The sequence below is a fragment of the Kribbella sp. NPDC059898 genome (genome assembly GCF_042730855.1).
Taxonomy (GTDB): Bacteria; Actinomycetota; Actinomycetes; order Propionibacteriales; family Kribbellaceae; genus Kribbella.
Window position 1 is genome coordinate 137536 of record NZ_JBHWKR010000002.1, and the last position, 25772, is coordinate 163307.

Annotated in this window: 24 protein-coding genes; 10 read left to right on the forward strand and 14 right to left on the reverse strand. The window is 70.6% G+C overall.

Features of this window, described 5'->3' with window-relative positions:
- Positions 1–1191, forward strand: a complete 1191-nt coding sequence (locus tag ACFV9C_RS06195) for an alpha/beta hydrolase family protein (protein WP_380191012.1) — start codon at positions 1–3, stop codon at positions 1189–1191.
- A 6-nt stretch (positions 1192–1197) separates the two neighbouring features.
- Here ACFV9C_RS06195 and ACFV9C_RS06200 read toward each other — a convergent pair whose 3' ends face one another.
- The 6 genes from ACFV9C_RS06200 to ACFV9C_RS06225 form a co-directional block, all read right to left on the reverse strand.
- Complete coding sequence (locus ACFV9C_RS06200) at positions 1198–1881, reverse strand: hypothetical protein (protein ID WP_380191013.1); 684 nt, start codon at positions 1879–1881, stop codon at positions 1198–1200.
- A gap of 65 nt (positions 1882–1946) precedes the next feature.
- The gene (locus ACFV9C_RS06205) at positions 1947–2246 is read right to left on the reverse strand and encodes a PadR family transcriptional regulator (protein ID WP_380191014.1); all 300 of its coding nucleotides are present in this window, start codon (positions 2244–2246) and stop codon (positions 1947–1949) included.
- A gap of 26 nt (positions 2247–2272) precedes the next feature.
- Positions 2273–3169 (reverse strand): decaprenyl-phosphate phosphoribosyltransferase, encoded by an 897-nt coding sequence (locus ACFV9C_RS06210; RefSeq protein ID WP_380191015.1) that lies wholly within the window; start codon positions 3167–3169, stop codon positions 2273–2275.
- A complete protein-coding gene (locus tag ACFV9C_RS06215) occupies positions 3166–4296 on the reverse strand; it encodes a phosphodiester glycosidase family protein (RefSeq protein WP_380191016.1) in 1131 nt (376 codons plus the stop codon). The genes ACFV9C_RS06210 and ACFV9C_RS06215 overlap by 4 nt, the downstream gene beginning before the upstream one ends.
- Complete coding sequence (locus ACFV9C_RS06220; protein ID WP_380191017.1) at positions 4287–4997, reverse strand: SDR family NAD(P)-dependent oxidoreductase; 711 nt, start codon at positions 4995–4997, stop codon at positions 4287–4289. Before ACFV9C_RS06220 ends, ACFV9C_RS06215 begins: the two co-directional genes overlap by 10 nt.
- Positions 4994–6364 carry an FAD-dependent oxidoreductase gene (locus tag ACFV9C_RS06225; RefSeq protein ID WP_380191018.1) on the reverse strand — a complete coding sequence of 457 codons (1371 nt, stop codon included), beginning with the start codon at positions 6362–6364 and terminating at the stop codon, positions 4994–4996. Before ACFV9C_RS06225 ends, ACFV9C_RS06220 begins: the two co-directional genes overlap by 4 nt.
- Positions 6365–6479: 115 nt before the next feature.
- Between ACFV9C_RS06225 and ACFV9C_RS06230 the strand changes: the two genes are divergently transcribed.
- From ACFV9C_RS06230 to ACFV9C_RS06240, 3 genes are read left to right on the forward strand one after another with little or no spacing between them, the layout of a single operon-like run.
- Positions 6480–7862 (forward strand): ATP-binding protein, encoded by a 1383-nt coding sequence (locus ACFV9C_RS06230; RefSeq protein WP_380191019.1) that lies wholly within the window; start codon positions 6480–6482, stop codon positions 7860–7862.
- A gap of 39 nt (positions 7863–7901) precedes the next feature.
- Entirely contained in the window at positions 7902–8579 is a 678-nt protein-coding gene (locus ACFV9C_RS06235; RefSeq protein WP_380191020.1) for a response regulator transcription factor, read from the forward strand.
- A gap of 6 nt (positions 8580–8585) precedes the next feature.
- Positions 8586–9266: a phosphatase PAP2 family protein gene (locus ACFV9C_RS06240; protein ID WP_380192294.1), complete on the forward strand. Its 681-nt coding sequence runs from the start codon at positions 8586–8588 to the stop codon at positions 9264–9266.
- On the opposite strand, the gene ACFV9C_RS06245 is transcribed toward ACFV9C_RS06240, so the two are convergent.
- From ACFV9C_RS06245 to ACFV9C_RS06265, 5 genes are read right to left on the reverse strand one after another with little or no spacing between them, the layout of a single operon-like run.
- Complete coding sequence (locus ACFV9C_RS06245; protein ID WP_380191021.1) at positions 9208–9930, reverse strand: response regulator transcription factor; 723 nt, start codon at positions 9928–9930, stop codon at positions 9208–9210. The two genes, ACFV9C_RS06240 and ACFV9C_RS06245, sit on opposite strands and share 59 nt — an antisense overlap.
- A gap of 40 nt (positions 9931–9970) precedes the next feature.
- On the reverse strand, positions 9971–12622 hold the full coding sequence (locus ACFV9C_RS06250) for an ABC transporter permease (protein WP_380191022.1): 2652 nt from the start codon (positions 12620–12622) through the stop codon (positions 9971–9973).
- Positions 12622–13293, reverse strand: coding sequence for an ABC transporter ATP-binding protein (locus tag ACFV9C_RS06255; protein ID WP_380191023.1), 672 nt, complete (start codon positions 13291–13293; stop codon positions 12622–12624). The genes ACFV9C_RS06250 and ACFV9C_RS06255 overlap by 1 nt, the downstream gene beginning before the upstream one ends.
- The gene (locus ACFV9C_RS06260; protein WP_380191024.1) at positions 13290–14030 is read right to left on the reverse strand and encodes an ABC transporter ATP-binding protein; all 741 of its coding nucleotides are present in this window, start codon (positions 14028–14030) and stop codon (positions 13290–13292) included. Before ACFV9C_RS06260 ends, ACFV9C_RS06255 begins: the two co-directional genes overlap by 4 nt.
- Positions 14030–14671, reverse strand: coding sequence for a hypothetical protein (locus ACFV9C_RS06265; protein WP_380191025.1), 642 nt, complete (start codon positions 14669–14671; stop codon positions 14030–14032). The genes ACFV9C_RS06260 and ACFV9C_RS06265 overlap by 1 nt, the downstream gene beginning before the upstream one ends.
- A gap of 103 nt (positions 14672–14774) precedes the next feature.
- Between ACFV9C_RS06265 and ACFV9C_RS06270 the strand changes: the two genes are divergently transcribed.
- Positions 14775–16037: a histidine kinase dimerization/phospho-acceptor domain-containing protein gene (locus ACFV9C_RS06270; RefSeq protein ID WP_380191026.1), complete on the forward strand. Its 1263-nt coding sequence runs from the start codon at positions 14775–14777 to the stop codon at positions 16035–16037.
- Here ACFV9C_RS06270 and ACFV9C_RS06275 read toward each other — a convergent pair.
- Positions 16034–17224 (reverse strand): PstS family phosphate ABC transporter substrate-binding protein, encoded by a 1191-nt coding sequence (locus tag ACFV9C_RS06275; RefSeq protein ID WP_380191027.1) that lies wholly within the window; start codon positions 17222–17224, stop codon positions 16034–16036. The two genes, ACFV9C_RS06270 and ACFV9C_RS06275, sit on opposite strands and share 4 nt — an antisense overlap.
- Positions 17225–17367: 143 nt before the next feature.
- Between ACFV9C_RS06275 and ACFV9C_RS06280 the strand changes: the two genes are divergently transcribed.
- The 5 genes from ACFV9C_RS06280 (at position 17368) to ACFV9C_RS06300 (ending at position 22039) form a co-directional block, all read left to right on the forward strand.
- Positions 17368–19146, forward strand: coding sequence for an ATP-binding protein (locus tag ACFV9C_RS06280; RefSeq protein ID WP_380191028.1), 1779 nt, complete (start codon positions 17368–17370; stop codon positions 19144–19146).
- A complete protein-coding gene (locus ACFV9C_RS06285; protein WP_380191029.1) occupies positions 19143–19799 on the forward strand; it encodes a response regulator in 657 nt (218 codons plus the stop codon). The genes ACFV9C_RS06280 and ACFV9C_RS06285 overlap by 4 nt, the downstream gene beginning before the upstream one ends.
- 320 nt (positions 19800–20119) lie before the next feature.
- Complete coding sequence (locus tag ACFV9C_RS06290; protein WP_380191030.1) at positions 20120–21196, forward strand: glycosyltransferase family 2 protein; 1077 nt, start codon at positions 20120–20122, stop codon at positions 21194–21196.
- 3 nt (positions 21197–21199) lie between these two features.
- Positions 21200–21340, forward strand: coding sequence for an LPXTG cell wall anchor domain-containing protein (locus ACFV9C_RS06295; RefSeq protein ID WP_380191031.1), 141 nt, complete (start codon positions 21200–21202; stop codon positions 21338–21340).
- A 72-nt stretch (positions 21341–21412) separates the two neighbouring features.
- The gene (locus tag ACFV9C_RS06300) at positions 21413–22039 is read left to right on the forward strand and encodes a class E sortase (RefSeq protein WP_380191032.1); all 627 of its coding nucleotides are present in this window, start codon (positions 21413–21415) and stop codon (positions 22037–22039) included.
- On the opposite strand, the gene ACFV9C_RS06305 is transcribed toward ACFV9C_RS06300, so the two are convergent.
- Together ACFV9C_RS06305 and ACFV9C_RS06310 are read right to left on the reverse strand one after the other, a co-directional pair.
- Positions 22036–22722: a hypothetical protein gene (locus ACFV9C_RS06305; RefSeq protein WP_380191033.1), complete on the reverse strand. Its 687-nt coding sequence runs from the start codon at positions 22720–22722 to the stop codon at positions 22036–22038. The genes ACFV9C_RS06300 and ACFV9C_RS06305 overlap by 4 nt on opposite strands.
- Positions 22723–22879: 157 nt before the next feature.
- Entirely contained in the window at positions 22880–25729 is a 2850-nt protein-coding gene (locus tag ACFV9C_RS06310) for a S8 family serine peptidase (protein ID WP_380191034.1), read from the reverse strand.
- Between the last annotated feature and the right edge of the window lie 43 nt (positions 25730–25772).

Here is a 25772-nt window from a genome sequence, read left to right on the forward strand (position 1 = left end):
ATGCGGAGACATCGATGGAGGCGACGGGTCCTGATCGGGATCGGCAGCGTGCTGGTGCTGCTGGCCTGGTACGTGATGGCGATGGCGGCGTTCGGCGCGCGGCAGGTGGTGCTGCCGGCGCTGACCGGGAAGTACCAGGTCGGCCGGACGAGTTTCGAGTGGGTCGACACCGGGCGGACCGATCCGCTCGACCCGCACCACGGCCCGCGGCGACTGTCCGTCTGGCTGTGGTACCCGGCGCCGGCGGACGCGCAGGGGCCGCATCCGGCGTACGCCCCGGGGCTCTGGTCGAAGCTCGCGTTCGGAGCGCCGGCCGGGTGGTTCGAGACCGACTTCGGGAAGATCCGGGTGCGGTCGATCGAGGGCGCGGCCGTGGCGGACGGACGGTTCCCGGTCGTGGTGCTCGAGCCGGGCCTGGGGTTCGCGGCACCGCAGTACAGCGCGCTGGCCGAGAGCATCGCGAGTCACGGGTACGTCGTCGCGGGCCTGACCCCGACGTACAGCGCGAACCTCACCGTGCTCGGCGGGCAGGCCGTCCGGTCGACCCGGGAGGGGAATCCTCCGGACGCCGGCCAGCACAGCGGCGAGGGCCAGCGGACCGGCGACCGGCTGGCGACCGAGTGGGCGACGGACGCCCGGTTCGTCGCCGATCAGGTGCTGGCGCTCGGGCAGACCGGGCAGTTCGGCGGGAAGCTCGAGCCGAAGGTCGCGTACGTGGGGCATTCGTTCGGCGGGGCGTCGTCGCTGGAGGCGTGCCGGGTGGACGCGCGCTGCGCCGGAGCGGTCGACCTCGACGGGACGCAGTTCGGCAAGGTGGTCGACGCCGGGCTCGCGAAGCCGTTCATGATCCTCGGCGCCGAGGACTCCTGCACCACCGGCGCCTGCGGCCCGAAAGCCACCGACCAGGGCGGCGAACAGGCCGTCGCCTCGAAGTTGCTCAAGGCAAGCACCGGCCCGCACTGGCAGGTCGTCGTCTCCGGTGCCCATCATCTCAACTTCACCGACTACGACCTGTACTTCATCGGCCCACCACTCCGCAGCCTGATCAGCCTCGGCTCCATCAACCCGCGCCAGGCCGTCGCGATCCAGAACGACTACGTCACAGCCTTCCTGGACCACAGCACCCGCAACACCCCAGCCACCACCATCACCGCGCTGCACACCAAATACCCAGCTGCCACGCTGCGGTGAGCCGGGTCAGGTGGTGCGTACTTCGGTCAGGTCGTGGACTGTGCCGTTGACGGCGGCTGCGAGGGTGAGGATGGTGGCGCCGGCCAGTACGCCGGTGAGGTTGCCGCTGGCGGTGAGGAGGGTCAGGCCGCTGCCGGCGAGGCCCGCGGCCGTGGTCCACAGGCCGAGGCGGAGGCGGCGGGGGCTTGGTACGGCGACGGCCGCGAGGTCGACGTCCGCGACCGTGCGGATCACCTGCCCGGCGACCATCATCAACGCCAACCACCAGGCGGCGACCACGGCGAGCTTCACCAGGGCGGGTACGGCGAGATCCCGGTGGACGACGAACACCACCGCCGCCCCGATCCCCACCGGCAAGGCGATCCGCCGTACCGCGAGCACCGCCAACCGGACCACCGAACGCAGCCGCGGCACCGGCAACGCCAGCAGGAACCCGAGAAACGTCAGCGTGTCGCACGCCGTCAGGCGCCACGAGTGCGCCAGCCCCCGCGGCACAGCCCCCGTCAGCTCGAGCACCGCATGCGCCGTCAACCACCCGGCCGCCGTCACCACGACCCCAAGCGCCGCCACCCGCCGCCGCCGCTCCACCATCGAATCAGCCGGCCAGATCGCCGGATGCAACCACATCCCCGCGACCGCCCACACCAACTGCGGCATCCCCCGCCACCCGACCCGCTCGACCTCCCCCACCAACTCCCCACCCCACCGCTCCCGAACCGCCCGTGGATAGCACCGCACCAACACCTGTGCGGCGTTCATGTGGGGTGTACTCCGAGGTTGCGGAGGCCGGCGTTGGCGAGCTTTGCCATTGCGCGGAGTTCTTTTTCGAGGACCTCGCGGCCGGCGGGCGTGAGTTGGACCGGGCGTTGGCGGCCCTGTTCTTCCAGGGTTTCGATCAGGCCCTTGGCCTCCAACCGGGTCAGCGCGCCGTACAGGCTGCCGGCCCCCAACCGCTGCCCGGTCAGCTCCTCGATCGCGTTGTTGATCGCGTAGCCGTGCTTCGGGCCGTCCGCCAGCACCGACAGCACCAGCGTCTGCGAATCGTTCGCCTGCATCCGCCCACGGTACTACGCGACGCGTATCAAGCGCAGTACAACCCGACCCCCAGCAGCCCCGCCCAGCTCAGGCCCGCGACCAGCAGCACGCGGTCGCGGAAGATCTCGTGTTCGGGTTCCTCCCCACGCCCGGTCGACACGAGCAGCGCGTAACGCAGCAGCCCGGTGAAGAACGGGAGGAACGAGATCGCGAGCAGCTCGCGGTACACGTCGTGACCGAGGTACTGGAACGCCCACATCCCGTAGGACAGCGCGGTCCCGAGCAGCGCGACCGTCATCACCTGGTCGAGCCAGGAACTCGGGTACGCCGCCAGCACCGGTCGGCTGACCGCGTTGCCCGCCGAGTGATGCTCGGCCTTCCGCTTGCCGGTGACGAGGAACATCGCCCCGAACAACGACACCAGCAGGAACCAGTGCGACACCGGCAGCCCGGTCGCCGTACCGCCCGCCGCCGCACGCAGCACGAAGCCGAGAGCGACGATGACCAGATCGATCACCGCTACGTGCTTCAGCCCGGTGACGTACAGGACCTGCGCGACCAGGTACGCCGCTGCCAGCGCGAACGTCCGCCAACCGAGCCCGCTCACGACAGCGAGCCCCAGCAGCGCGGCCGTCACTCCGAACACCCCCGCCACCAGCGGGCTCAGCGCACCGGACGCGACCGGCCGCGACCGTTTGCGCGGATGCCGACGATCGTCGGGCGCGTCCCGGATGTCGTTGAACGCATAGATCGCCACCGACAGCAGGATGAACCCGGCTGCCGCGACCGCCGCCCGCGCGACCACGCCCGGCGACTCCAACGCACCCGCGGCGGCCGGTGCCGCGAACAGCATCACCGCCTTGTGCCACTGTTGCGGCCGGCTCAGCCGCAGCAGCGACCTGGCCGTACTCTCGTGCCGGACAGTCTCGAGAACGCTGGTCATTTCGCCGTCACATAGAAGAAGTCGCGCTGGTCGTCGACCAGGTAGCGGTTGGCGGGAGAGCTGATCGACGGCAGCAGGCGATGCCCGGTGACCGTGCCGTTCGGCCCGGGCTGCTCGATGTCGAAGCTGACGATCGCGGAATGGATGTCGAGCTCCATGCCCTGCACGATGCCGGCCTGGTGCATCGCCGCGGCCAGCGTGGCGAGCGTGAGCTTGCTGCCGACGACGTAGATCAGGTTGCCGTGGGCATCGGTCCCGAGCCCGGACCGCCAGGTGTACTGGAACTGGCTGCGAACGGTTCCCCAGCGCCCGTTCGCGTTCGCCGTCAGCCCGGGCACGATCTGACCGTCGACGATCACCTGGTCGAGGTTCTGCCGGACCGCGACGACGTCCTTGGTCATCCGTACCGTCTGGTTCCAGGTACCGATCCGGGCCGAGCCGTCGCGGTAGATCACCGCCGACGCGCGCCCGTCGACCAGCGGAATGGCGGCGGAGTCGGTCGTCCACCAGCCGCCGTGCGAGTCGTTCATCTTGAACCCGGCGTTGAACGTCGCGACCAGGTTCGGCCGGTCCGCCTGCGGGACGGAGTACCCGCTCCTGGACTTCATCCCCACGATCGGCTCGCGGGTGCCGGGGTTCAGGTGCAGGTGGTAGGTGCTCCGCGGCAGGAGCGCGGCCGCGGCCGTCACCGGCAGATGGCCGGGGTCGGTCCGGAACCAGCTCGTCCAGATCAGCGGTACGCCGGTCGTCGACTGACGCGCCGTCGACCAGACGCCCTCCTGCGGCAGCGCGGGCACGCCCGGCAGGAGGTGGACGACCGGCAACCCGGCGGACGTCGGGCGTACTCCAGGCCTGCCTGTCGCCGGCGGTGGGACCGGCGCGGGGACGGTGACGTCGATCGGAGCGCCGGTGGCGGGCGGCTGCTGGTGCGAGTACTTCCAGGTCTCGATCGCGTCGATCAGACCGCCGCCGCCGTGATCACGGAACCACTCGACGGTCCGCACGCTGAAGCTCGCGTTCCCCGGATAGAGCAGCGCCCGCACGTACGAAACCGCGGGGACGACCAACAACAAGCAGACGGCCAGCGCTATCCACCGCTTCCGGAACCGGCGCCGCTTCATCGCCACGCCGCCGGCAGCAGCTTGCGCGGCACGAGACTCAGCACCCGCATCGCGAGACCCATCGCACCAGGCACCCAGACCACCGCCTTGTGCAGCTCGACCGCCGCCGCGACCCGCCGCGCCACCCGCTCCGGCGTCGTCGACAACGGCGGCTTCGCCAACCCCTGCGTCATCCGCGTCGTCACGAACCCCGGCCGTACGACGAGCACCCGCACCGCCGACTGCCGCGCCAGCAGCAGCGCCGTCGAGTCCGCCAGCTGCTTGCCCAGCGAGTACGCCGCGATCGACGCCCGCGGCCGGACCGCGGCCGCCGACGACAGCAGCACGACCTGCTCGGGCGCCCGCCGTACCAGGGCCTGCAGCAGCAGCGAGACCGCCGTACCGTTCACCAGCAACCCCTCCGCGAACGACGTCGTCGCCATCGACCCGACCGCGACGATCGCCAGCTCCAGCGGGTGTTCCGCGCACAGCTGGTCGAGCATCCCGTCGAGCGCGCCGGTGTCGAGCGACGCGTCGTACTCGGTCGTGTCCACCGGGTACCCCGCGTCCCGGAGCTTCTCGGCGTTGCGCCAGAGCTCGCCGCTCGGGCGGCCGGCCAGGATCACGTGCCGCGGCGCGGGGCCGAGCAGCTGCGTCAGGACCGCCATTCCGATCTCGGAGGAACCGCCGACAAGAAGGACGGAGCCCATTCCCACCGCAGCAGTCATGACAGCAGTCCCAGGCGCTCGGCGAGCCCGGACGTCCAGCGCCCGGCCGGGTCGAGCCGTTGCCGCGTACGTCGCCAGGTCGGCAACCGCGGGTACATCAACGGGATCAGCTCCGGGTCGGTCACCGCGTCCTTCGCCAGGTACACCCGCCCGCCGGCGCCCGCGACCAGCTTGTCGATCGGGTGCATCGACCCGGGCCGCAGGTGCCGCGCCGGGAGGTCGACCGCGAGCGTCCAGCCCGGGATCGGGAACGACAGCGCGCCCGCCGTACCGAACCCGAGGTTCTTCAACGTCGCCAGCGCCGGCGTCGGCCCGTGCGTGCCGAGGTACGCGAGTACTTCGTGGATGGTGCCGATCTCTTCGGGCGGTACGGCGAACTGGTACTGCACCAGCCCGCCCCGCCCGAACGCGGCGGGCCAGCCGTCGGCGCGGTCGAGCGGGCACAACGCGGAGCGCATCGCGACGAGCTGCGAGTTCGCGGACCGGCTGAGGTGCCAGCGTGCGGCCGACGCGGCGGCGATCGTCGCGCCTGTCACCACGCCCGGCCCGGGCAGCGATCGGCGGGTGCGGGTGCTCGGCGACCTGGTCTCGGGGAACGGGGCGACGGCGCCCGGGAGGTCCAGCGTCGACGCGCCGTAGTACTCGTCCACGATGCCGCGGCCGAGGCTCGCGCCGTGGGCGTGCGCGTCCAGCCAGGCGACGACGTGCCGCTCCGGATCGAACTCCTGCCGGGTGGCGCCCGCGCGCATCGCCGCGACGGTCTCTTCCAGCGAACGGGTCCGGCGGCGGTTCCGGATCATCCAGCCGGTGTCCACCCGCTGCAGCTGGATCGCCGCCCGGAGGATCACGCCCGTGAGCCCCATCCCGCCGATCGTGGCCCAGAATCCGTCGGCGTCCTGGCCGGCCGACAGCTGCACGATCGTGCCGTCGGAACACAGCAAGGCGATCCACAGCACGTGCTGCCCGAACGACCCCGCGCCCGGGTGGTTCTTCCCGTGGACGTCGGACGCGATCGCGCCGCCGACCGTGATCCGTTCGGTCCCGGGAACCACCGGCAGCTTCCAGCCGATCGGGAGGGTCTGGTCGATCACGTCCTTCAGCAAGGCCCCGCCCTCGACGACCACGACACCGTTGCCCTCGTCGAACGAGACGATCCGGTCGAACGCCGTCAGGTCGAGCACCACGTTGTCGCCCGGGAGCGCCGCGTCGCCGTAGCTCTTCCCGGCGCCGCGTACGGTCAGGCGCGGCGCGCCCAGGACCGCGTCGACCAGCCCGCCGTCGAACGTCGGTCGCCGCACCTCACACGTACGGCGCATCGTGCGGCCCCAGCCGGACAGCGACTCGGTGCGGTGCTCTTCGGGTGTCACCTTTCGAAGCTAGGCACGGGGCGCTGAGAGCGTGCTGAGTCGGCGGGACTCAGGTGCTACTCAGGTCGCGCCGACGAGAATTGCCCGAGGGCACGTCTCGGGAAGGAGCACCGGTTTGCCGTCGATCTCCCGGCTCCGTCGTGCGAGTGTACGGAGCAGATCGACCGCGGCCGCGATCGTCGTCGTCGCGGCGGCGATGGCGCTCGGTGCCGGCGTACTGCTGCTGCTCCTGCAACGGGCGCTGATCAGCGCGGCCTCGGACGCCGCCGACGGGCGGGTCGCCGACGTCGCCGCCCAGGTCAGCGAGGAAGGCGTCGGCAACATCAGCGCGGATCTCGCGAAGACGACGAGGGCCAGCCAGATCGTGCAGGTGCTGGACAGTTCCGGGCAAGTGGTCGCGGCCTCGTCGGCGCGCGCGGAGACCGTACCGTTGACCAGATTGCGGCCGGCCGCGGGGACGGTACTGCGGGCCGAGGTCGGCGAAATGCCCTTGCTGGACGACGATCACGACTACCTGATCGTTGCCCGCGGCGTCGAATACGGCGGTACGACGTACACCGCGGTGGTCGCGTCGTCGGTGGAGACGCAGCGGGCGACCGTTGCCACCGTCACGCAGTACCTGCTGCTCGGGTTCCCGGTGCTGCTGATCGTGGTCGGCACGGCCAGCTGGCTGCTGACGGGGCAGGCGCTGCGGCCGGTGGAACGGATCCGGTCCCGGGTGCAGGGCATCGAGTCCAGCGACCTGACCGAGCGGGTCCCGGTGCCGGAGACCGACGACGAGATCGCGCGGCTGGCCGCGACCATGAACGAGATGCTCGACCGGTTGCAGGCCGGGCAGGCGAACCAGCGGCGGTTCGTCGCCGACGCCAGCCACGAGCTCCGGTCGCCGCTCGCGACGATGTCGGCCGGGCTGGACGTGATCGAGCCGACGTCCCGCGGGCAGGCGTGGGAAGGGCTGCACGAGCTGATGCGGGGCGAGGCCGACCGGATGCAGCGGCTGGTGGAGAACCTGCTGCTGCTCGCGAAGGCCGACGACGCCGCGCTCCCGCTGCATCGTTCCGACGTCGACCTCGACGACCTGGTCGACACCGAGGTACGGCGGCTCCGGGCGGCACGGCGGCTCGAGGTGCGGGCCGACGTCCGGCCGGTCCGGGTCGTCGGCGATCCGCTGCGGCTCAGTCAGCTGATCCGGAACCTGGTCGAGAACGCGGCGACAGCCGCGCACAGCACGGTGCGGCTGAGCGCTTCCGAGCAGGACGGGCAGGCGGTCGTCACGGTCGAAGACGACGGCGACGGGATCCCGGAGAGCGACCGGGAGCGGGTGTTCGAGCGGTTCGTGCGGCTCGACACCAGCCGGGCGCGGGCCAGCGGCGGGTCCGGACTCGGGCTGTCGATCGTCCAGGAGATCGCCAGGGCGCATCACGGCACCGTCACATTGACCCCAGCCGCCTCACAGGGAACCGTCGCAACGGTCACGTTGCCGCTCCCGACACCCTGACTCAGGTTGCTCTCAGCAATCTGGCAGGACACTGGAAACATGCGGGTACTGATTGTCGAGGACGAGGTCCCCCTGGCCGAGACGGTTCGGCACGGGTTGACCGAGGACGGGTTCGTGGTCGAGGTCGTGCACAACGGCGAGGACGCCGTCTGGGCGGCCACCGAGAATCCGTACGACGTGATCGTGCTCGACATCATGTTGCCGAAGCTGAACGGGTACAAGGTGCTCGAGCAGATCCGCGAACGCGGCGTCTGGGCGCCGGTGCTGATGCTGACCGCGAAGGACGGCGACTACGACCAGACCGACGCGTTCGACCTCGGCGCCGACGACTACCTGACCAAGCCGTTCAGCTTCATCGTGCTGGTCGCCCGGTTGCGCGCGCTGATCCGCCGCGGCGCGCCGGAACGCCCGGTCGTGCTGACCGCCGGCGACCTGCTGCTCGACCCGGTCCGGCGCCGGGTGGAACGCGCCGGCCAGGAGGTCGTGCTGACCCGCCGCGAGTACGGCCTGCTCGAGTTCCTGATGCGGCACCGCGGCGAGACCGTCAGCAAGTCCGAGATCCTGGAGAGCGTCTGGGACCCGGCCTTCGAGGGCGACCCGAACGTCGTCGAGGTCTACATCCGCTACCTGCGCCTCAAACTCGACGCCCCCTTCGAGCGCAACGCCATCCAGACCCAACGCGGCATGGGCTACCGCCTCGACCCCGACGGCGGCTGACCCTTGGTGGTACCACGGGCCGCTGTAGGTCTGCTGCTCACCGCGCTGGGCACGTTCGCGTTCGTCGTCCAGGCGGACTCGGCCGTGGAAGGCGACGGTCTGGCCGCCTTCGATCCGCGGCTGACCGCGAACTTCGTTGCCCACCGCACCGATGTGCTCAGCTTCTTCGCCCGCGCGATCACGTTCGTCGGCCAGGTGCCCGTCCTCACCGCGCTCACCGTGGTGGTCGCGGCCCTGATCCGGCTGCGCACCCACCGCTGGCGCCCGGCCGTCGTACTCGCCGCCGGGATGGCGGGCGCGGCGATCCTCACCTACGTACTGAAGGTCCTGATCGGACGGCACCGGCCGGACGCGCATCTCGTGATCGGCACGATCGACACCGGGTTCTCGTTCCCGTCCGGGCACTCACTGAGCGGCACAGTCTTCTTCGGGCTGCTCGCCGGACTGCTCTGGTACACGGCTGTCACCCGAGCGGTGAAGATCGCCGGTACGGCGCTGGCGGTGGTGCTGAGCATCGCAATGGGGCTGAGTCGGGTGTACCTCGGCTACCACTGGGCGACCGACGTACTCGCCGGGTGGACGGTGGCGGTGACCTGGTTGTGTCTACTCGCCACGGTGGTCCACCTGCTCAGCTCGTCGCGGGTGGATCCAGGCGATAGCCGTGGCCGCGGAGCGTCGACACCGTAGGCAGCCGGAGCGACGGTACGGCGGCCCGCGCGGACTCGAGGCGGCGGCGAAGGGCGGCAATCGTGACGTCGAGGGTTTTCGTCGAGCCGAACCAGTTCTCGTCCCAGACCGTCGCCATCAGGTCCTCGCGGGACAGCGCCGCGCCGGCGTTCAGGACCAGCGTCTCCAGGAGCTCGTACTCCTTCGGACGCAGCGGGAACTCCGCGGCGGCGACCGTACAACGACGGGCGGCCGTATCCACGGTCAGGTCCGCGATCGCCACCGGCCCTTCGACCCGCGGCGCCGGCCGACGCCGAAGGTGGGCCCGCAGCCGTGCCAGCAACACGGTCAGGCTGAACGGCTTCACCAGGTAGTCGTCGGCGCCCGCGTCCAGCCCCGACACGATGTCGATCTCCTCGCCGCGCGCGGTCAGCATCACCAGCAACAGCCCCGGCAACTCCGCCCGCAACCGCCGCGCCAGTTCCACCCCGTCGACGTCGGGCAGTCCGAGGTCCAGGAGGACAACCTCGGCCTGCTCCCGACGCGCCACCGCCAGCCCGCCCCGCCCGGTCCGGGCCCAGAACGCCTCGTACCCGTTCCCGGTCAACGCCCGCTCGAGCAACCCCCCGATCCGGTCATCGTCCTCGACGATGACCACCGGAGTACGTACGGCCGTGGATCTCACACCCCCGAAGGTAAAACCCGCCAACTGAGGACAAGCTGAGTTACAGCTCCCGCAGTTCCTCGACCGCGGGCCTCGTCGACCGCTGCGCGCTGGCCAACGCACCGACCGCGATCGCCGCCACCGCGACCACCAGCGTCGCCGACAGGTACGGCCACGGCACGGCCGCCGTCGACGGCGGCGGATCGAACACACCGGTCAGCACCTTGATCAGCATCCCCGACAACCCCCACGCCACCAGCGCTCCACCGATCAGCCCGCCGACCGTCACGGCCAGGGCCTCGCTCAGCACCAGCCCGCGCAACTGCGCCCGGCGCGCGCCGAGCACGGTCGCGATCGCGAACGTACGGCGCCGTTCGGCCAGCCCGAGCGCCAGCACCAGACCTCCCGCGCCGGCCGCGATCAGTACGGCGAAGGCCAACTCGAACCGGGTCAGGCCGGCCAGATCAACCGACGTCAAGCTCGACCCGACCTGCGCCCGGACCTGGGTCAGATCGGTGACCTTCGCCGAGTCGCCGAGCTTGGCCCGTACGGCGGCCGCCACCGCGGCCTGGTTGCTACCGCCGGTGTCCAGCAGGAACGACCCGATCGCGTCGCTCCCGGTGGCCTTCGCGACGTACGCCGCGTTCGCCACGAAGAAGCTGTCCCGCGGCGCGGTCGGGAACTCCTTCACGATCCCGGCGTAGTGGAAAGCGACCGTCTTGAAGCGCTTCGTCCGGCTGTCCTGCAGCCGCAGGCGGATCAGGTCTCCCGGCGACAGCTGGAAGTCCTTCACGGTCTCGTCGCTGACCAGGATCGAGTCCGGCCGCTGCGACAGCTTCTGCAGCAGCGCCTGCGCCGTACCGCCGACGAAGTACGCGTCCTGCAACGCCGTCGACGCGGCGATCGAGTCCGGCCGTACGCCGTAGAAGTCCTGCAGATCCGACCCGACGTACGCGAGCCGGTGCTGCAGCGGTTCCACCCGGCGTACACCGGGAATCGCCGCCAGCGCGTTACCTGCGGAGGGGCCGACGACGACTCCCGGCGACTGGGTGACGGTGACGTCCGCGCCGTTCGTCAGCACCGCATCGGCCTCCGCCTGCTGCCGGTACGTCGCGTTGAACGTCGCCGTCGACACCGCGAACGAGATCGCCAGCGCCAGCAGTACGACGGACCGCACCAGCGGCGTGCGCTGCCGCGACATGCTCGCCGCGGTCGTCCGCGCCAGTCGTCCCGTCAACGGTCGTACCAGCACGGTCAATGCCCCGCGCCCATGCGCCAACGCCAGCCAGGCAAGGCGCCACAGCAGCAGCGCCCCGCCGATCCACAACAGCGCCGGACCGAAGAACGCCCAGTACGACACCGAGATCTGCGGTACGCCCTCGGGCGCGAGCACCAGCGAATAGTTGTTGCTGCTCGACGCGCGGAACACCAGCAGCGACACGACCAGGCAGATGACGTCCAGCCCCAGCCGCATCCACAACGGGCTGCGCGTCCGCTCGACCTGCCGCCTCGCCGCGACCACACTGCTACCGCGCAGATCGCGGACCGCTGGCAGCAACACGGTCAGCCCGGCGATCACCAGGCCGGCGCCGAACGCGATCCCGAACCAGAACAGCGAGGCCCCGGCGCCGAACGACGTACTGCCGAAGGCGATCCGCCCGACCGCCGCCGCCGCGACCACTCCCAGAACGCCTCCGACTACCCCGACCAGGACAGCCTCGACCGCCGCCAGCACGACGACCTGGCGAACGCCGAACCCGCGCACTCGCAGCAGCGCCTGCTCACGCCGCCTTCGGACAGCTCCGGACCCAGCCACCGCCGCCGTCAACAATGCTGCCAGCACGGCGCCGGGAAGTCCGAGGCAGAGGAACAGGATCTGCGCGTACGCCGCGTCGCTCCGGGCCGCGTCGAGCGCCGCCGCGAGGTTGTCCCCCACCACGGCCGACCCCGCCGACGCCGCCTCCAGGTTGTGGGCGGCACCAACGACCGCCGTGTACGCGGCCGCCGGTGCGTGCGGCAGGGGCGCCGTACGGTGCGCATGGACCTGGGTCGTGATCGCCTGCGGATCGACCGCGGCGACCGGGCCCATCAGCTGCGCGAAGCGGTCGGCAGGCAGCAGTACGACATTGTCGGGCGGCGCGGACGGCTGCGACTGCGGCGGCGCGCCCACCTTCTGGAACAGCGAGTCGGCCTGCGGCAGGTCGATCACACCGTCCACCGTGACGCTCACGGCCGGCAGCCCGGGCCGGCCGATCCTGATCGTGTCGCCCGGCGCGGCATGCAGGTTCGCCGCGGTCTGCTGGGCCAGCAGTACGCCGTCCGACCGCCCGGTCAGCTGCCGTACCTCGCCCGGGAACGCCGCGCGGTAGTCCTTCGGGAGCCCGAGTACGACGCCCGGCCCGGTGGACTGCGACGAGCCGGCGGTGGTGGCCTGGAATCCCGTCGTACGACCGAACTGGACCGGCAACGCGGTGCCGATCCCCGGCGTCTGACGGACCGCGGCCAGGACGGCCGCGGGATCGCCGCCGGGCTGGACCTCGACCTGCCAGTCGACCGCGACCGTCGCCACCGCGCGAGCTGTCATCGTCGCCTTCGAAGCGGTCAGGAACGCACCGATCGCCGCGACCAAGGCGACCGACAGACCGACCCCCGCCGCAGTCGCCAGCAACCGCCACGCCCGGTGCTGAACCAGGCCACGCAACCAGAGCATCATCACCGGACACCTTCCGTCGCCGGCACCAGCAGCCGGCCGTCGTTCATCTGCCATTGCTCGTCGAGGCGGCCGGCAACGGCCGGATCATGCGTCGTCACGACCAGGGCGGCGCCGGTCTCCGCGGCAGCCGCCAGCAGTACGTCGAGAACGTGCGTACCGGTGTCCGCGTCGAGCTGGCCCGTCGGCTCGTCGGCGAGCACGAGCCGCGGCCGGAGCGCGATCGCCCGCGCGATCGCCACCCGCTGGGCTTGCCCACCGGACAACGTGTCGGCGAGCTGCCCGGCCAAGGCCGCGACGCCGACCGTTTCCATCGCCGCCGTCGCGCGGCGATCGGCCTCGGCCTCGTCCGTTCCCGTGAGTACGGCGGCCAAGCTCACGTTCTCGGCAACCGTCAACGCCGGCAGCAGACTCGGTCCTTGAAAGACGACAGCGATGTCGCGTGAACGCTCCACCGCGCTGTCTGCCAGCTCCGGCCATTCGACCGTCCCGCCCGTCGGGGCTTCGAGGCCGGCCAGCACGTGCAGCAGCGTCGATTTGCCGGAACCGGACGAGCCGGTGATCGCGATCCGCGCCCCCGGTTCGACCGCACACGTGCAGCCGTGTACCGCGACCACTGCCTGGTCACCCCGCCCGAAGGTCCGCGCGACGTCCGTACAGCGAACGAGCGTCATACCGCGATCCTCCCGTCGGCCAAGGCGATCACGCGATCGGCGATCGCCGTCACCGCCGGGCTGTGGGTCACCAGCAACACCCCACGCCCGTTCCGAGCCCGGCCCCGGATCAGATCCAGCACCACCTGCTCGGTCCGCCCGTCAAGCTCACCCGTCGGCTCGTCGGCCAGCAACACGTCAGGATCGTTGCTCAACGCAACCGCCAACCCGGCCCGCGCCAACTCCCCACCGGACAACTCCCGCGGCAACGCCCCAGCCCGCTCCCTGAGTCCAACCCACTCAAGCAACTCCTCAGCACGCAGCCGCTCACCCGGCCGCTCACCCGGCCGCTCACCCGGCCGTTCACCCCGCTGTCCACCCTTCCCCTCCACCCCGGCAGGTGCCGGCGGTTTGGTCCGGGCCTGGACCACTTGGATGTTCGCCCGCACCGTCAGGTGCGTGAGGAGATTGCCGGACTGCAGAAGCACACCGAGGCGACGCCGCCGGATCCGCGCCCGCTCGGCCTCCGGCCGGTGGCTGATCCGTTCGCCGCCGAGCGTCACCGCACCGCCGTCCGGCTCGTCCAACCCGGCCAGACAGGCGAGCAACGTCGACTTACCCGAACCAGAAGGCCCCACCACCGCGACCACCTCGCCCCGCGCGACCCGCAGGCTGACACCGCGCAACGCCAGCGTCTCCTCGTCCCCCGAGCGGTAGAACCGGTACAGGTCGTCGCACCACAACACGTCGTCCGCCATCACGCCCACCGGAACGAGTCGGAGACGGTCTTCCACGGATCGACGTTGTCGGCGTTCACCGGCCCGATCAGCGTCAGCGCGACCTGCTTGCCGCCGCGGTAGAACAGGTACCGTTCGAAGGCGTCGCGGACGACCTTGCCGGTCACCGGATCCTGCGCCGAGTCCCCCTGGTACGTGACCAGCACGACCCTTCCGGCAGCCCGGGTGATCTCGCTGACCTTGCCCATCGCGAACCGCGGCACGCTCCGCCCGAGCTCCGGGACGACCGTACTCGTCACCGACTGCGTCGACGGCGCCGACGGCACGCTGGACGGTGCGGTCTCGATCCGGTTCAGCTTGTCGGTGAACGACGTCGCCGTACCGGTGACCGTGCGCGCCCAGCCCTCCGGCACCTTCACCGAGAAGCCCGCGCCCTGGAACGCGACGAAGGCCTGGTTGTCCGGGATGTCCCCCGGCGGATTCGACTCGGTCGCCACCGGCTTCGACGGCTGCGGCGACGACGGTGTGGGGGACGACGGTGTGGGAGCAGTGGACGTCGGCGCCGCGGAGGACGATTGCACCGGCGACGGGACGGCAGAGCCGCCACCACCGCAGGCCGTCAGCAGTACGGCGGCGCCGAGGCAAAGCGCGAGGATCTTCATGTCTCCGACGCTAGAAAGCGACGGGTAAACGCCCGCGCCGACCGAGGTTAGAGGACGGCAAAACCTTCCGCCGGAACGGCTTCCGCACCCGCATGATGGTTGCATGCGGCGTCGTGTCGTCCGGGTCGCGCTCGCGGCCGCCCTGGTCTCGCTGGTGCTGGTCGCGGTCCCGCTGGCGATCGGCATCCGGATCTCGTTCCTCGCCGACGAACGCGCCGAGCTCGAACGCTCCGCGCTGGCCGCCGCGGTCCAGGTCGGCCCCGACTTCACCGCCGGCGACCCGGTCGAGCTCCCCCGCGCGGCGACCGACGGTCAGCTCGCGGTGTACGACCGGACGCTGCAGCTGCGCGCGGGCACCGGACCACAGTCCCCCGACGACACCACCCGCGCCGGTCTGGCCGGGCACGTCGTCCAGGGCGAATCGGCCGGCTCGCTGGTCGTCGCCGTACCGGTCGCCTCGTCCGAGCACGTGATCGGTGTGGTCCGCGCCTCCTCGCCGACCAGCGCGGTGTGGACCCGGATCGCGCTAGCCTGGCTCGCCGTACTCGGGGGTGCCGTCGTCGCCCTGCTGATCGGCATCACAGTCGCGACCTGGCAGGCCCGACGCCTGAGCGCGCCGCTCGAGTCTCTGGCCCGCACCGCCGACGCCGTCGCCGCCGGAGACCTCTCCGCCCGCGCGAACCCGACCGGCATCGCCGAGGTGGACGCCCTCGCCAATGCCCAGAACGCCATGGTGGACAGGCTTTCGCGAGTACTGGACCACGCCCGCCGGTTCGCCACCGACGCCGCCCACCAACTCCGTACGCCGTTGGCCGGGCTCCGCCTGACCCTCGAAGCCGCCGAGGCAGACCCGGCCGCCGACCCCCGCCTGGCAGTAGCCGACGCGCTCCGCCAGACCGACAGCCTGCAACACACCGTGCAGGACGTCCTCGAACTGTCCCGCCTCCCCGCCGACGGCCCGCGCGGAGCCCTGGTCACGATCGGTGACCTCTTCACCGAAGCCGAACACCGCTGGCACGGCCTCCTCGCCGACGCCGGACGCCGCCTCGTCCTCACCGTCGAGCCGCCGGTCGGTGGACGTCGCGTACCGCTCGCGACCTGCCGGCAGATCCTCGACGTCCTGATCGACAACGCCCGTACCCACGGCCAAGGCACCGTCCGGGTCACCGCCCACGACGTCCTCGACACCACCGCCGTCGATGTCGAGGACGAGGGCAGCCTCACCACCCCTGCCCCCGCCCTCTGCCACCGCAGCACTCGCATCGGCCTGTCCCTGGCCCGCAACCTCACCGAATCAACAGGCGGCCGCCTAACCCTCGCCGCTCCCTCCCCAACCCGCTTCCGCCTACTACTCCCCAACGACTAAGGCAGGGACGTCAGCTGCTGGGCGGATGCCGCGCTCTGGAAGCCACGGAGCGGGAGGAATACGGCCTGCTTGCCGACGACGCCCTGACCCTGCTTGCTGATGACGAACTTGATCAGCTCCTGCATGACCGGGTCCATCGAGCGCCCTGGGGTCTTGTTCAGGTTCAGGTAGACGAGCCGGCTCAGCGGGTACTGCGCCGACGCGACGTTCTCGTACGTCGGCGCGTACGCCGGATCGTTGTCGTGGTTGCTCAGCGACAGCACCTTGACCGGCTGGTCGACGTACGCCACGCCGGTGTAGGCGATGCCGTACGGGTCGTTCTTGACGCGCTCGGCCTGCTTGAAGACCGTCGTGTCCCAGGAGACCTGCGGATCGGTGTCCGCCGACCGCCACTCGCCGCGGTTGCCGTTGTAGTCGAGCACCCGCTCGCGGACGAACTCCTCGAACCCGTTCCACGGCTTGATGCCGTAGATGTGGATCGGCTTGTCCTTCCAGTCGCCGGTCAGCCCGAGATCGCCCCAGGTGCGGATCGGCGTGCCGCCACGGTTGTGGGTGCTGGACAGCAGCCGGTCGAGCTGGTCGAACGACAGCTTGCTGATCGGGTTCGACGCGTTGACGACGAAGCCCATCGAGTCCAGGAACCCGAAGTGCCGGTAGCTGCCGCCGGAGATCGGGATCGACGTCGGCCCGTAGCCGAACTTCGCCCGGAACGCCACGTCGTCGGACGGTTTCAGCTCCCGGGACACGAACACGCAGTCCAGCTTCCCGTCGATCAGTGCGAGCGCCCCGAGACTCCCGGCGTACGGCGGATCGAGGTTGATCGTCACCTTCGGGTACATCCGGGTGAACTCCCGGACCCAGTCCTTCGAGAGCGCGGCGAGTACGTCGGATGCGCCGCAGTCGTACGACCCGCGCAACTGGTTCCTCCCGAGCGGCTTGTACACGGGAAGGCTGCTGTCGAGGGTCGGTTGGAGCAGCTCGGGCGCGGGAGCGGGCCGGCCGTGCTCCTGGTTGTACTTGTCCTGCTCGCCGGTCTGTTTCGTCACCGTCTGCTGCGGCGCGACGGCCCAGATCGTCAGCTCCTTCGCGTTCAGGTCGGGCACGGCCAGGGCACTGATCGCGCCGGCGGCGGTAAGAGCCGCGCACGTCACCAGGATCGTCGCGAGTCGTACCGGGCGTTGTCTCATGCTGTCCTCCTCGTTCGGTGGATCGTCACGGTAGGAAGAAGCGTTGGTCCGGCCTACGTTGCGCGCGTTCGCGGCGTTGAGTTCATAAAGAACACGGCCGCTCGCCGGTCCGCCGGCGCGGCGTTCGCACTATGGTTCGGGCTGTGCGCCTGATCAGTGTCGCCGCGCGGAGGCCGCGGCTCCGGTTGCGCGACCAGCTCCTGCTGCTCGTCACCGCGCTGGTCGCCGCCACGCTCGTCAGCTCGGTGGTGATCGCGACGTACGTCGTCCGCGCGATCGTGCAACGGCAGTTCGAGATCCGGGCGCTGACGATCGCCCGCGGGGTGGCGCTGGACACCCGTTACGCGCAGTGGCTCGGTGGCTGGCCGGTCCCGGGCGGACCGGTCCAGGTCGAGGCCGAGCGGGTGCGGGCCGGCACGAACGCGCAGTACGTCGTGGTCGCCGACAGCTCGGGGATCCGCTACAGCAGTCCGGATCCGGCGCGGATCGGCAGCAGGATCGGAACCGGTCTCGCCGCCGTCCGGGCCGGCGGGCAGCTGATGACGATCGACCGCGAAGCATCCGGTACGTCGGCCACCGGAAGCGTGCCGTTGCGCGCTGCCGACGGGCGCATCGTCGGGACCGTGAGTGTCGGGCTGGCGATGAGCCGGGTGAACGAGCGGGTCTGGACGCTCACCCGCCAACTCGTTGCCGGCGGCACCGTTTCGCTGCTGCTCGGGATCGGCGGCGCGATCGCGCTGGCCCGGCGGTTCCGGCGTACCACGCACGGACTCGAACCGGCGGAACTGGCCGACCTGCTGCGCGGGCAGCAGGCAGTACTGAGCGGCGTCCGCGACGGCGTCGTCGCAGTCGACCCGAACGCCATCGTCACCGCCTGCAACACCGAGGCCGAACGACTGCTCGCCCCGCCACCGCCAACGAACAGAGACGCCGACGCCGGTCCACCGGTCGTGGGACGGGAGGCCACGGTCCTCAGCAGGTCCCCGGTCGTGGGTCGTGGGGCCACGGTTCTCGGTGGGTCGCCGGTGGTGGGGCGGGGGGTTCGGGAGGCTGGGTTGCCTGGGGTGGTGGTGGAGTTGCTCACTCGAGGGGAGGCGCCGGTCGGTGAGAGTGTGGTGATCGGCGACAACACGGTCCGGGCGACCCGGCTCGCCGTCACCCGGGACGGCACCGACCTCGGGCACGTGCTGGTACTGCGGGACCACTCGGACCTCGACAACATCGCCCGCGAACTGGAGGCGACCCGGGCGCTCACGGACGCGCTGCGGGCGCAGGCCCACGAACACAACAACCGGATCCACGCGGTGTCGGGGATGCTCGGCCTCGGCCATGTCGACGAGGCCCGGGACTACCTCCGCGAGCTGGGCGGATCCACCACCGCCTGGGGCGACAGGATCGCCGACCCCTACCTGGCCGGCCTGCTGGCGGCGAAGTCGGCCGCCGCCTCGGAGGCCGGCGTCCGGCTGCGGCTCGGGGACACCACCTGGGTCGACGGCCGCCTGACCCAACCCCTGGACTGCATCACGGTCGTCGGCAACCTGGTGGACAACGGCATCCGCGCCGCCGCGGAGCCCACCGCCAGGGAACCCAGCGTCGCCGGGTGCCGCTCCGCGCGGCCGGGCAGCGCGTGGATCGAGGTCACGCTTGCCTCGGACGGGCACGCGCTGGTCGTGCACGTCGTCGACTCCGGTACCGGCGTACCGGCCGCGGCGCGGGGCGAGATCTTCGAGCCGGGGTTCACCACCCGGGAGTTCGCCCGCGAGAGTCACGGGCTGGGCCTCGGGCTGGCCCGGCGTACCGCCCGGCGCTACCGGGGCGACGTACTGCTCGCCGATCCCGGTGCACCGGGTTCGCACGGCGCGGTGTTCTCGGCCCGGCTGGAGGACGTCGTCGCGGCGCCGCGGACGGCGGTGCTGCCATGACGCTCCGGGTGCTCGTGGTCGACGACGACTTCCGGGTCGCGAAGGTGCACGCGGACGCGATCGACACGCTGGCGGACTGCGAGACGATCGGCCAAGCCCGGAGCGCGACCGACGCCTTGCGCCTGGCGCGGGCCGAGCGCCCTGCTCTGGTGCTGCTGGACGAGTACCTGCCGGACGCACCCGGTACGACGTTGATTGGCCGCCTCGGTGCGCCGTGCATGATGATCACCTCGGCGAACGACTCCGCCACAGTCCGCCGGGCGTTCGCGGCCGGCGCCGTCAACTACCTCCTGAAGCCGTTCCCGATCGAGTTCCTCGCCGCCCGCGTCGCGGCGTACGCGCGCGGCCGGGCAACGCTCACCGGACCACGTCCGGTCGACCAGGCACAGATCGACCACGCGTACGCCGTCCTGCACAGCGCCGACCTGACCGCCGCGAAGGGCCGCTCGCAGGAGACCACCGCACTGGTGCGCGACATCCTGATCGCCGCGGCCGGCTCGGTCACCGCAGCGCAGGTGGCCGACGACGCGGGCATCTCCCGCGGTACAGCGCAACGCTACCTGGCCGACCTGGCGAAGACCGGCCGCGTCCAACTCACCCTCCACTACGGCTCCACCGGCCGCCCCGAGCACCACTACACCTGGCTGCACTGAAAATCTCGCTGGTGCCCGGCTGTCTTAGGCTACTGGTGCGACTGTTGTCGCCGGCTACGTCGCGAGCGAGGCGGGGGTCGCGGAGCTGACGCCGGCACCTCGATCCAAGTGGTCCGTCGTCCTGAAACGGACCGCCAGTGTTACGCCACCGTTCGTGATTGTTTCGGCGACGGTGGGCGACCGAATTGTTACCCCCAGCCGCAGTTTCGTGGAATTGGCACTCTTTTTACATTGGTGTTGCCCACGAGTGCGGTTCGGGGGTAATAATCGTTGCGGTTCTTGACGCGGCGGACTGGGGGCCGTGTCCACGGGGAGGAAACATGAGCGGGGGCTCACGCACGCCTGCCGTCACGGTGGTGGCGCTACTGCCGGCTCACAACGAGGAAGCGTCGCTACCCTCCGCACTGGCCGCGTTACGCCAGCAGACAAGGCGTCCTGACCACATCATCGTGATCGCCGACAACTGCACCGACGGCACCGTCGACGTTGCCCGCGCCCATCAGGTCGAGGTCTACGAGACCGTCGACAACCGGCACAAGAAGGCCGGCGGGCTGAACCAGGTCCTCGACCTGCTGCTGCCGAACCTGTCCGACGAGGATGTCATTCTCGTCCAGGACGCGGACTCGTTTCTGGACCCGGGATTCATTCAGGCGGGTTTGAAGGCGTACGCCGGAAATGTCGGCGGTGTGGGCGGCGTGTTCCGCGGGCGGATCGATTCCGGATCGCGGTGGGGCCGGTTCGTGGAATGGCTGCAGGCGAACGAGTACGCCCGGTACGAACTCGACATCCGCCGGCAGCGCGGCAAGGTCCTGGTGCTCACCGGTACGGCGACGCTGCTGCGGGTCGGCGTACTGCGGGAAGTCGTCCGGGCGCGGGCCGACGGGCGGCTGCCCGGGGAGCCGCAGGTGTACGACACGCGCGTCCTCACCGAGGACAACGAGTTGTCGTTCGCGCTGATGAAGCTCGGGTACATCCTGCGTTCGCCGTCCGGTTGCACGCTGACCACCGAGACGATGCAGAGCTGGCGGTCGCTCGCGAACCAGCGCATCCGGTGGAAACGCGGCGCGCTGGAGAACCTGTTCGACTACGGCTGGAGCCGCACCACCCGTCCGTACTGGGGCCGTCAGGCGCTCGGCGCGATCGGCGTCCTGATCACCGGGGCGTACCTGTTCTCGCTGGCGTACGGCGCCGTACACGGCCTGCGGCTGCACGGGTTCTGGCTCGGGGTCACGGTCCTGTTCATGGCCGAGCGGGTCGTCACGGTCCGCCGCCGCGGAAAGCTCGCGATGGCGGTGGCGGCGACGCTCGTCGTGGAGATGGTCTACGACATGTTCCTGCAAGGCGTGCAGGCGACCGCCTACCTGCACGCGGCCACCGGACGCGAGAGGAGGTGGTAATTCGTGTACAGCGTGAGTGAACTCGCGTCGACCGGCGCAGCGGCAGCCTTCTGGCTTCCCCTGGCCGGCTTCGCCCTGGTCATGCTCGGCATCGCACTATGGCGCGCGGCCGGTACGTTCCGGCGCACCACCGACGACCAGTAGGCACTTGGTCACCGGACCGGGCGCGGGAGCGGGGACCTTCGCCCGGTCACTAGTGGAAGGCATACTGAAGCCATGCGGGGAGTCGTACGGGGGCTCGGCATCGTGCTGCTGGTCGCGGGCCTCGGCGTGCTCGGATGGGTCGGCTGGCAGTACTTCGGTACCGGCATCGCCTCCAACCAGCAGATGAACCAGGCCGAGAACTCGCTGCGCAACCAGTGGAAGACACCGGCCAGCACCACCACCGCCGAGCCGGCCGCCGGCAAGCCGTTCGTACTGCTCCGGATCCCGAAGTTCGGCGCCGACTGGGTGAAGCCGATCGTCGAAGGTGTCACCGCCGACGACCTCGCCCGCGGCATCGGCCACTACCCGCAGACCCAACTCCCGGGCCAACCGGGAAACTTCGCGATCGCCGGCCACCGCGTCACCCACGGCTCGCCGTTCCGCCGCCTGCTCGACCTGAACAAGGGCGACCAGATCATCGTCGAGACCCAGAACGCCACCTACACGTACGAGCTCGACGGCTCCCCCCGCGACCTCACCGTCAAGGCCTCCGCAACCTGGGTCCTCGACCCGGTCCCCGGCCGGCAAACAACCCCCACCCGCGCCATCATCACCCTCACCACCTGCCAGGACCTCTTCCACTCCCCCGACCGCTCAATAGCCTTCGGCCACCTCCTCAAGGTCACCAAGAAGTCCTAGGCAGCGAGCAGGCCTTGGACCATCAGGTCGTTGCGGGCGTCTTGGCCGGCGGGGACTGTGGTGTGGACGCCTTCGCGGAGGAGTTGGGTGAGGCGGGAGGGCTTGGCGGCCAGGTATTCGGCCCAGCGGACGAGGTCGAGGTTCGGGTACTTCTTCTCGGCGTCGTGGAGCTGGGAGTTGATCCAGGCGCTGTTGCGCTGGTCGGCGACCTGGATCGCGGCGGACTTGGCGGTGCGGGAGATCTGGGTGTTCACCCAGACGACCTTGCGGTTGCTGCCGACGATGCGCATCGTGCGGTCGACCTGTGCCGCGAAGACCGGCGGGTTGAAGATGTCGTTGGTACCGGTCGCCATCAGGATCCGGCGCGGCAGGCCGTACTTCAGCGCCCAGTTCTCCAGAGCGTCGACGGCCGGCATCGTCGGCCGTCCGGACCAGTTGTGCACCGCGAGGCTGATGCCGCGGCTCAGCAGCTTGCTGGCGAGCGCCTTGCCGTCCTGTACGGCGATGCTGTCACCGAACATGCACACGCCGTCATGGTCGCGGACGTAGGTGACGGTCGCCGCGGTCGAGATCGAGCGGCTGAGGATCGTCCAGTCCCCCAGTTCGCCGGACCCGTACAGGTCGGCGGCGCTCGCGGTCTCGGCTGCTACGACACCCGCGACAGCGGCCGCGGCCCCCGCCACGAACAGCTGCCTACGGTTCGGTTTGATTGCTCTCAGACTCCCCACAGACAGGAACTGTGGGCTATACCAACTCGTCCGCGCAAGTACGGCTATTCGAACGTTATATCCGCACGGTGCGGATTGCAGCTTGTTGCAATCCGCACCGCTCAGATCGGCCTCAGCCGACGGTCAGGATCTTGTTCGCCGTGAACGCCTGCGCGTGGTCTCCGTCGGTGGGGAACCACACCCGGTAGACCAGCTGCCCGCGGACCGCGGGCTTGATCCCGAACGCGTACGCGCCCGACGTACTCAGCTTGGCCGAGGCGATCGACTTCCACGCCCGGTTCACGTACTGCTGCAGGTAGACCGGCTTGCCGTAGTGCGCCGGCGCGACATACCCGCTGAGCTTGCTCGCCTGACCCAGCCGGATCGACGCCGGCGACAGCGTGGCCGAGATCGTCGGCGCGACCTGCACGGTGAGGTCGGCGCTGCGGGTGCCCATCAGGTCCCCGTTGCCCGGGAACGTCATCATGAACACCGACGACGTCAGCGGCTTGTACGCGTAGCTGACCGCTCCGGTCGAGGTCGTCTTCAGCGCCGCGAGCAGCCGGAACGTCTTCGAGTTCGCCGGCCGCACGTACAGGTTGACGGGCAGCCCGGCGTACGCCTTGTTGTCGATCCGGACCGTACTGCCGCGCACCGTGATCGTGCCGCCGTAGTTCAGCGACGTGGCCGTGCTGCTGATCGTGGTCTTCATCCCGAGCAGCTGCGACGCCGCGACCGGGCTGAACTTGCCGCCGCGGTCCTTCGCCCAGGCGCCGTACGTGTACGTGACGCCCTGCGCGAGCCCGGTGTTCTTGTACGCCGCGGCCGTCCCCGAGTACACGAGCGTGCCGGTGGTCGGCGTCGGGACCTGGCTGGTCGAGTTCCGCCGTACGACGATCTGGTCGAGGTCCGGCAGCGCCGGCACCTTCCAGGTCAGGTTGGCGGCCAAGTACGCGCCGCTCGCGTCGAAGGTCAGCTTCGGCGGCGCGGCGTCCAGCGTCGAGAACACGCTGGTGAACGGCTCGAGACCGGTCCCGCCGGCCTCCTGGACGCCGTTCACGGAGATCCGGTACGGCGTGTTGTCGAGCAGCGGCGCCGACGGTGTCAGCACGGCCAGCCTGTTCTCCGCGTCGTACGCGACCGTGGCGCCGATCGCCGCACCGGACTTGCCGTGCAGCAGCCGAACCGTGGACTCGGTGACACTGCTCGCCACGACGTCCCGCGCGAACGTGACGCTCGGACGCGTGTCGAGACCCTGCCCGCTCGCGAGGTCGGGCGGCGACACGTCCCGCACCGGGTAGTCGACGCCGGGCTTGGTGCTGCCGGTGTCGGTGTCCTCGACGCTCAGCGTGTACGGGCGCGTGTCGCGGGAGCCGTTCGCGTTCCGGACCGCGATGAAGGTACTGCCGGCCGGCACGCTCACCTTGGTGGCCGCGGTCAACGGCCCCCACTTCGGGCTGCCGGTCGCCGGGTCGGTCGCCGGGTACGGCGTGACCACGGACACCAGCGACTTCAGGTTGCCGTCGTACAGGTCGATCCGCGGGCCGAAGTTCAGCGGGTACTTGTCGCCGTTGAACTCGGAACCGGTCAGCGAGACGCTCAGGCTCCGCGCGGCCGAGCTGACCACCTCGTACCAGTCCGTCTCGCCCTCGGTGCTGATCGTCGTACTGATCGAGCTCGACAGCGGGATCGCGCGCTCCGGGGAGTCGTTCAGGTCGATCGAGCTCATCGGGAAGTCCGCCGCCCAGCGGCCGCCGAGCGCGGCGTACGCGTCCAGGATGCCGGCGCCGAAGTACGGGTCGGTGCCGCGCGGTCCGGCGTCCCGCGCGTACGCCTTCAACCGGGCCTCGAGCTGCGCCGGGGTGAGCGCGGGCCACTTGTTCTTCACCAGCGCGGCGACACCCGCCACGATCGGCGCGGCGCACGACGTACCGCTGCACAGCCAGTACGGCGACTGGCTGAGGTTCCGCGCGCCGGTGGTGACGATGTCCCAGCCCGGCGCGGCGACGTCGACCCAGTCGCCGTACGAGCTGAAGTCGGTGAGCACGCCGCCGGCGTTGGTGGCGCCGACCGCGATCACCTCGGGGTACGCCGCCGGGTACTGCGCGATGTCGCTGCCGTCGTTGCCGGAGGCCGCGACCACGATCACGCCCTTCGCGATCGCGCGCTTGACCGCGTCGTGCAGGACCGGGTTGTCGCCGGGGTTCGCGATCGAGATGTTCAGCACAGTGGCGCCGTGCGCGACCGCCCAGTCGATGCCCTCGACCAGGTCCAGGTCGTTGGCCAGGCCGTTGGAGCCGGCGACCTTGACCGGCATCACCTTCGAACTCCAGCCGACACCCGCGACCCCGGCGCCGTTGTTCGCGCCGGCGGCGATGATGCCGGCGACCATCGTGCCGTGGCCGTTGTCGTCGACCGGGTTCGGCCGGGTGGTCGAGACCGCGTTGTACCCGGCGACCAGGTGCCCGGCGAGGTCCGGGTGGCCGGCGTCGATGCCGGTGTCGAGGACCGCGACGATCTGGGTACCGGTGGACTTCGAGACGTCCCAGGCCTGCGGGACGCGGACCGTGTTCAGGTACGTCGCCTGGCTGGAGGCGTAGTACGGGTCGTTCGGGACCGCGGCGACCTGGCGCCGGTAGTTCAGCGAGGCGAGCTCGACCGCCGGGTCGGCCTTCACCTTCTTCAGCAGGTCCCGCGCGGGCAGGTCGCCCTTCACCTTCACGACGTCGCCGGCGGTGTCCTCGGCGGTGCCGACCCTCGACGCCGCCGCCTTCCGCGCCGACGCGGTGGCCTTGGACTTGAACTTGACCAGCACCGCGTTCGGCTCGATGTCCGCCGCGGACGCACCGTGCCGCGCGAACCCGGGCCGGTACGGCCCCGGCTCCGCCGCCGACCCCGACGATCCGGTCAACGCGACCAGTGAACCAGCCACCAACGCCGCCGGCAGCCCCCACCGCAGCAGCTCAACAGGACGAACCGACACAACGCCCCCAGGTCTGAGAGTTACGAACGCGGGGAGTATGTCA

Excerpts from the sequence above, each read along its gene's own strand:
- ACFV9C_RS06195 (WP_380191012.1), top strand. The coding sequence starts at position 1 with ATGCGGAGACATCGATGGAGGCGACGGGTCCTGATCGGGATCGGCAGC.
- ACFV9C_RS06205 (WP_380191014.1), bottom strand. The coding sequence starts at position 2,246 with ATGCAGGCGAACGATTCGCAGACGCTGGTGCTGTCGGTGCTGGCGGAC.
- ACFV9C_RS06210 (WP_380191015.1), bottom strand. The coding sequence starts at position 3,169 with ATGACCAGCGTTCTCGAGACTGTCCGGCACGAGAGTACGGCCAGGTCG.
- ACFV9C_RS06220 (WP_380191017.1), bottom strand. The coding sequence starts at position 4,997 with ATGACTGCTGCGGTGGGAATGGGCTCCGTCCTTCTTGTCGGCGGTTCC.
- ACFV9C_RS06235 (WP_380191020.1), top strand. The coding sequence starts at position 7,902 with ATGCGGGTACTGATTGTCGAGGACGAGGTCCCCCTGGCCGAGACGGTT.
- ACFV9C_RS06250 (WP_380191022.1), bottom strand. The coding sequence starts at position 12,622 with ATGATGCTCTGGTTGCGTGGCCTGGTTCAGCACCGGGCGTGGCGGTTG.
- ACFV9C_RS06255 (WP_380191023.1), bottom strand. The coding sequence starts at position 13,293 with ATGACGCTCGTTCGCTGTACGGACGTCGCGCGGACCTTCGGGCGGGGT.
- ACFV9C_RS06260 (WP_380191024.1), bottom strand. The coding sequence starts at position 14,030 with ATGGCGGACGACGTGTTGTGGTGCGACGACCTGTACCGGTTCTACCGC.
- ACFV9C_RS06265 (WP_380191025.1), bottom strand. The coding sequence starts at position 14,671 with ATGAAGATCCTCGCGCTTTGCCTCGGCGCCGCCGTACTGCTGACGGCC.
- ACFV9C_RS06270 (WP_380191026.1), top strand. The coding sequence starts at position 14,775 with ATGCGGCGTCGTGTCGTCCGGGTCGCGCTCGCGGCCGCCCTGGTCTCG.
- ACFV9C_RS06275 (WP_380191027.1), bottom strand. The coding sequence starts at position 17,224 with ATGAGACAACGCCCGGTACGACTCGCGACGATCCTGGTGACGTGCGCG.
- ACFV9C_RS06285 (WP_380191029.1), top strand. The coding sequence starts at position 19,143 with ATGACGCTCCGGGTGCTCGTGGTCGACGACGACTTCCGGGTCGCGAAG.
- ACFV9C_RS06290 (WP_380191030.1), top strand. The coding sequence starts at position 20,120 with ATGAGCGGGGGCTCACGCACGCCTGCCGTCACGGTGGTGGCGCTACTG.
- ACFV9C_RS06300 (WP_380191032.1), top strand. The coding sequence starts at position 21,413 with ATGCGGGGAGTCGTACGGGGGCTCGGCATCGTGCTGCTGGTCGCGGGC.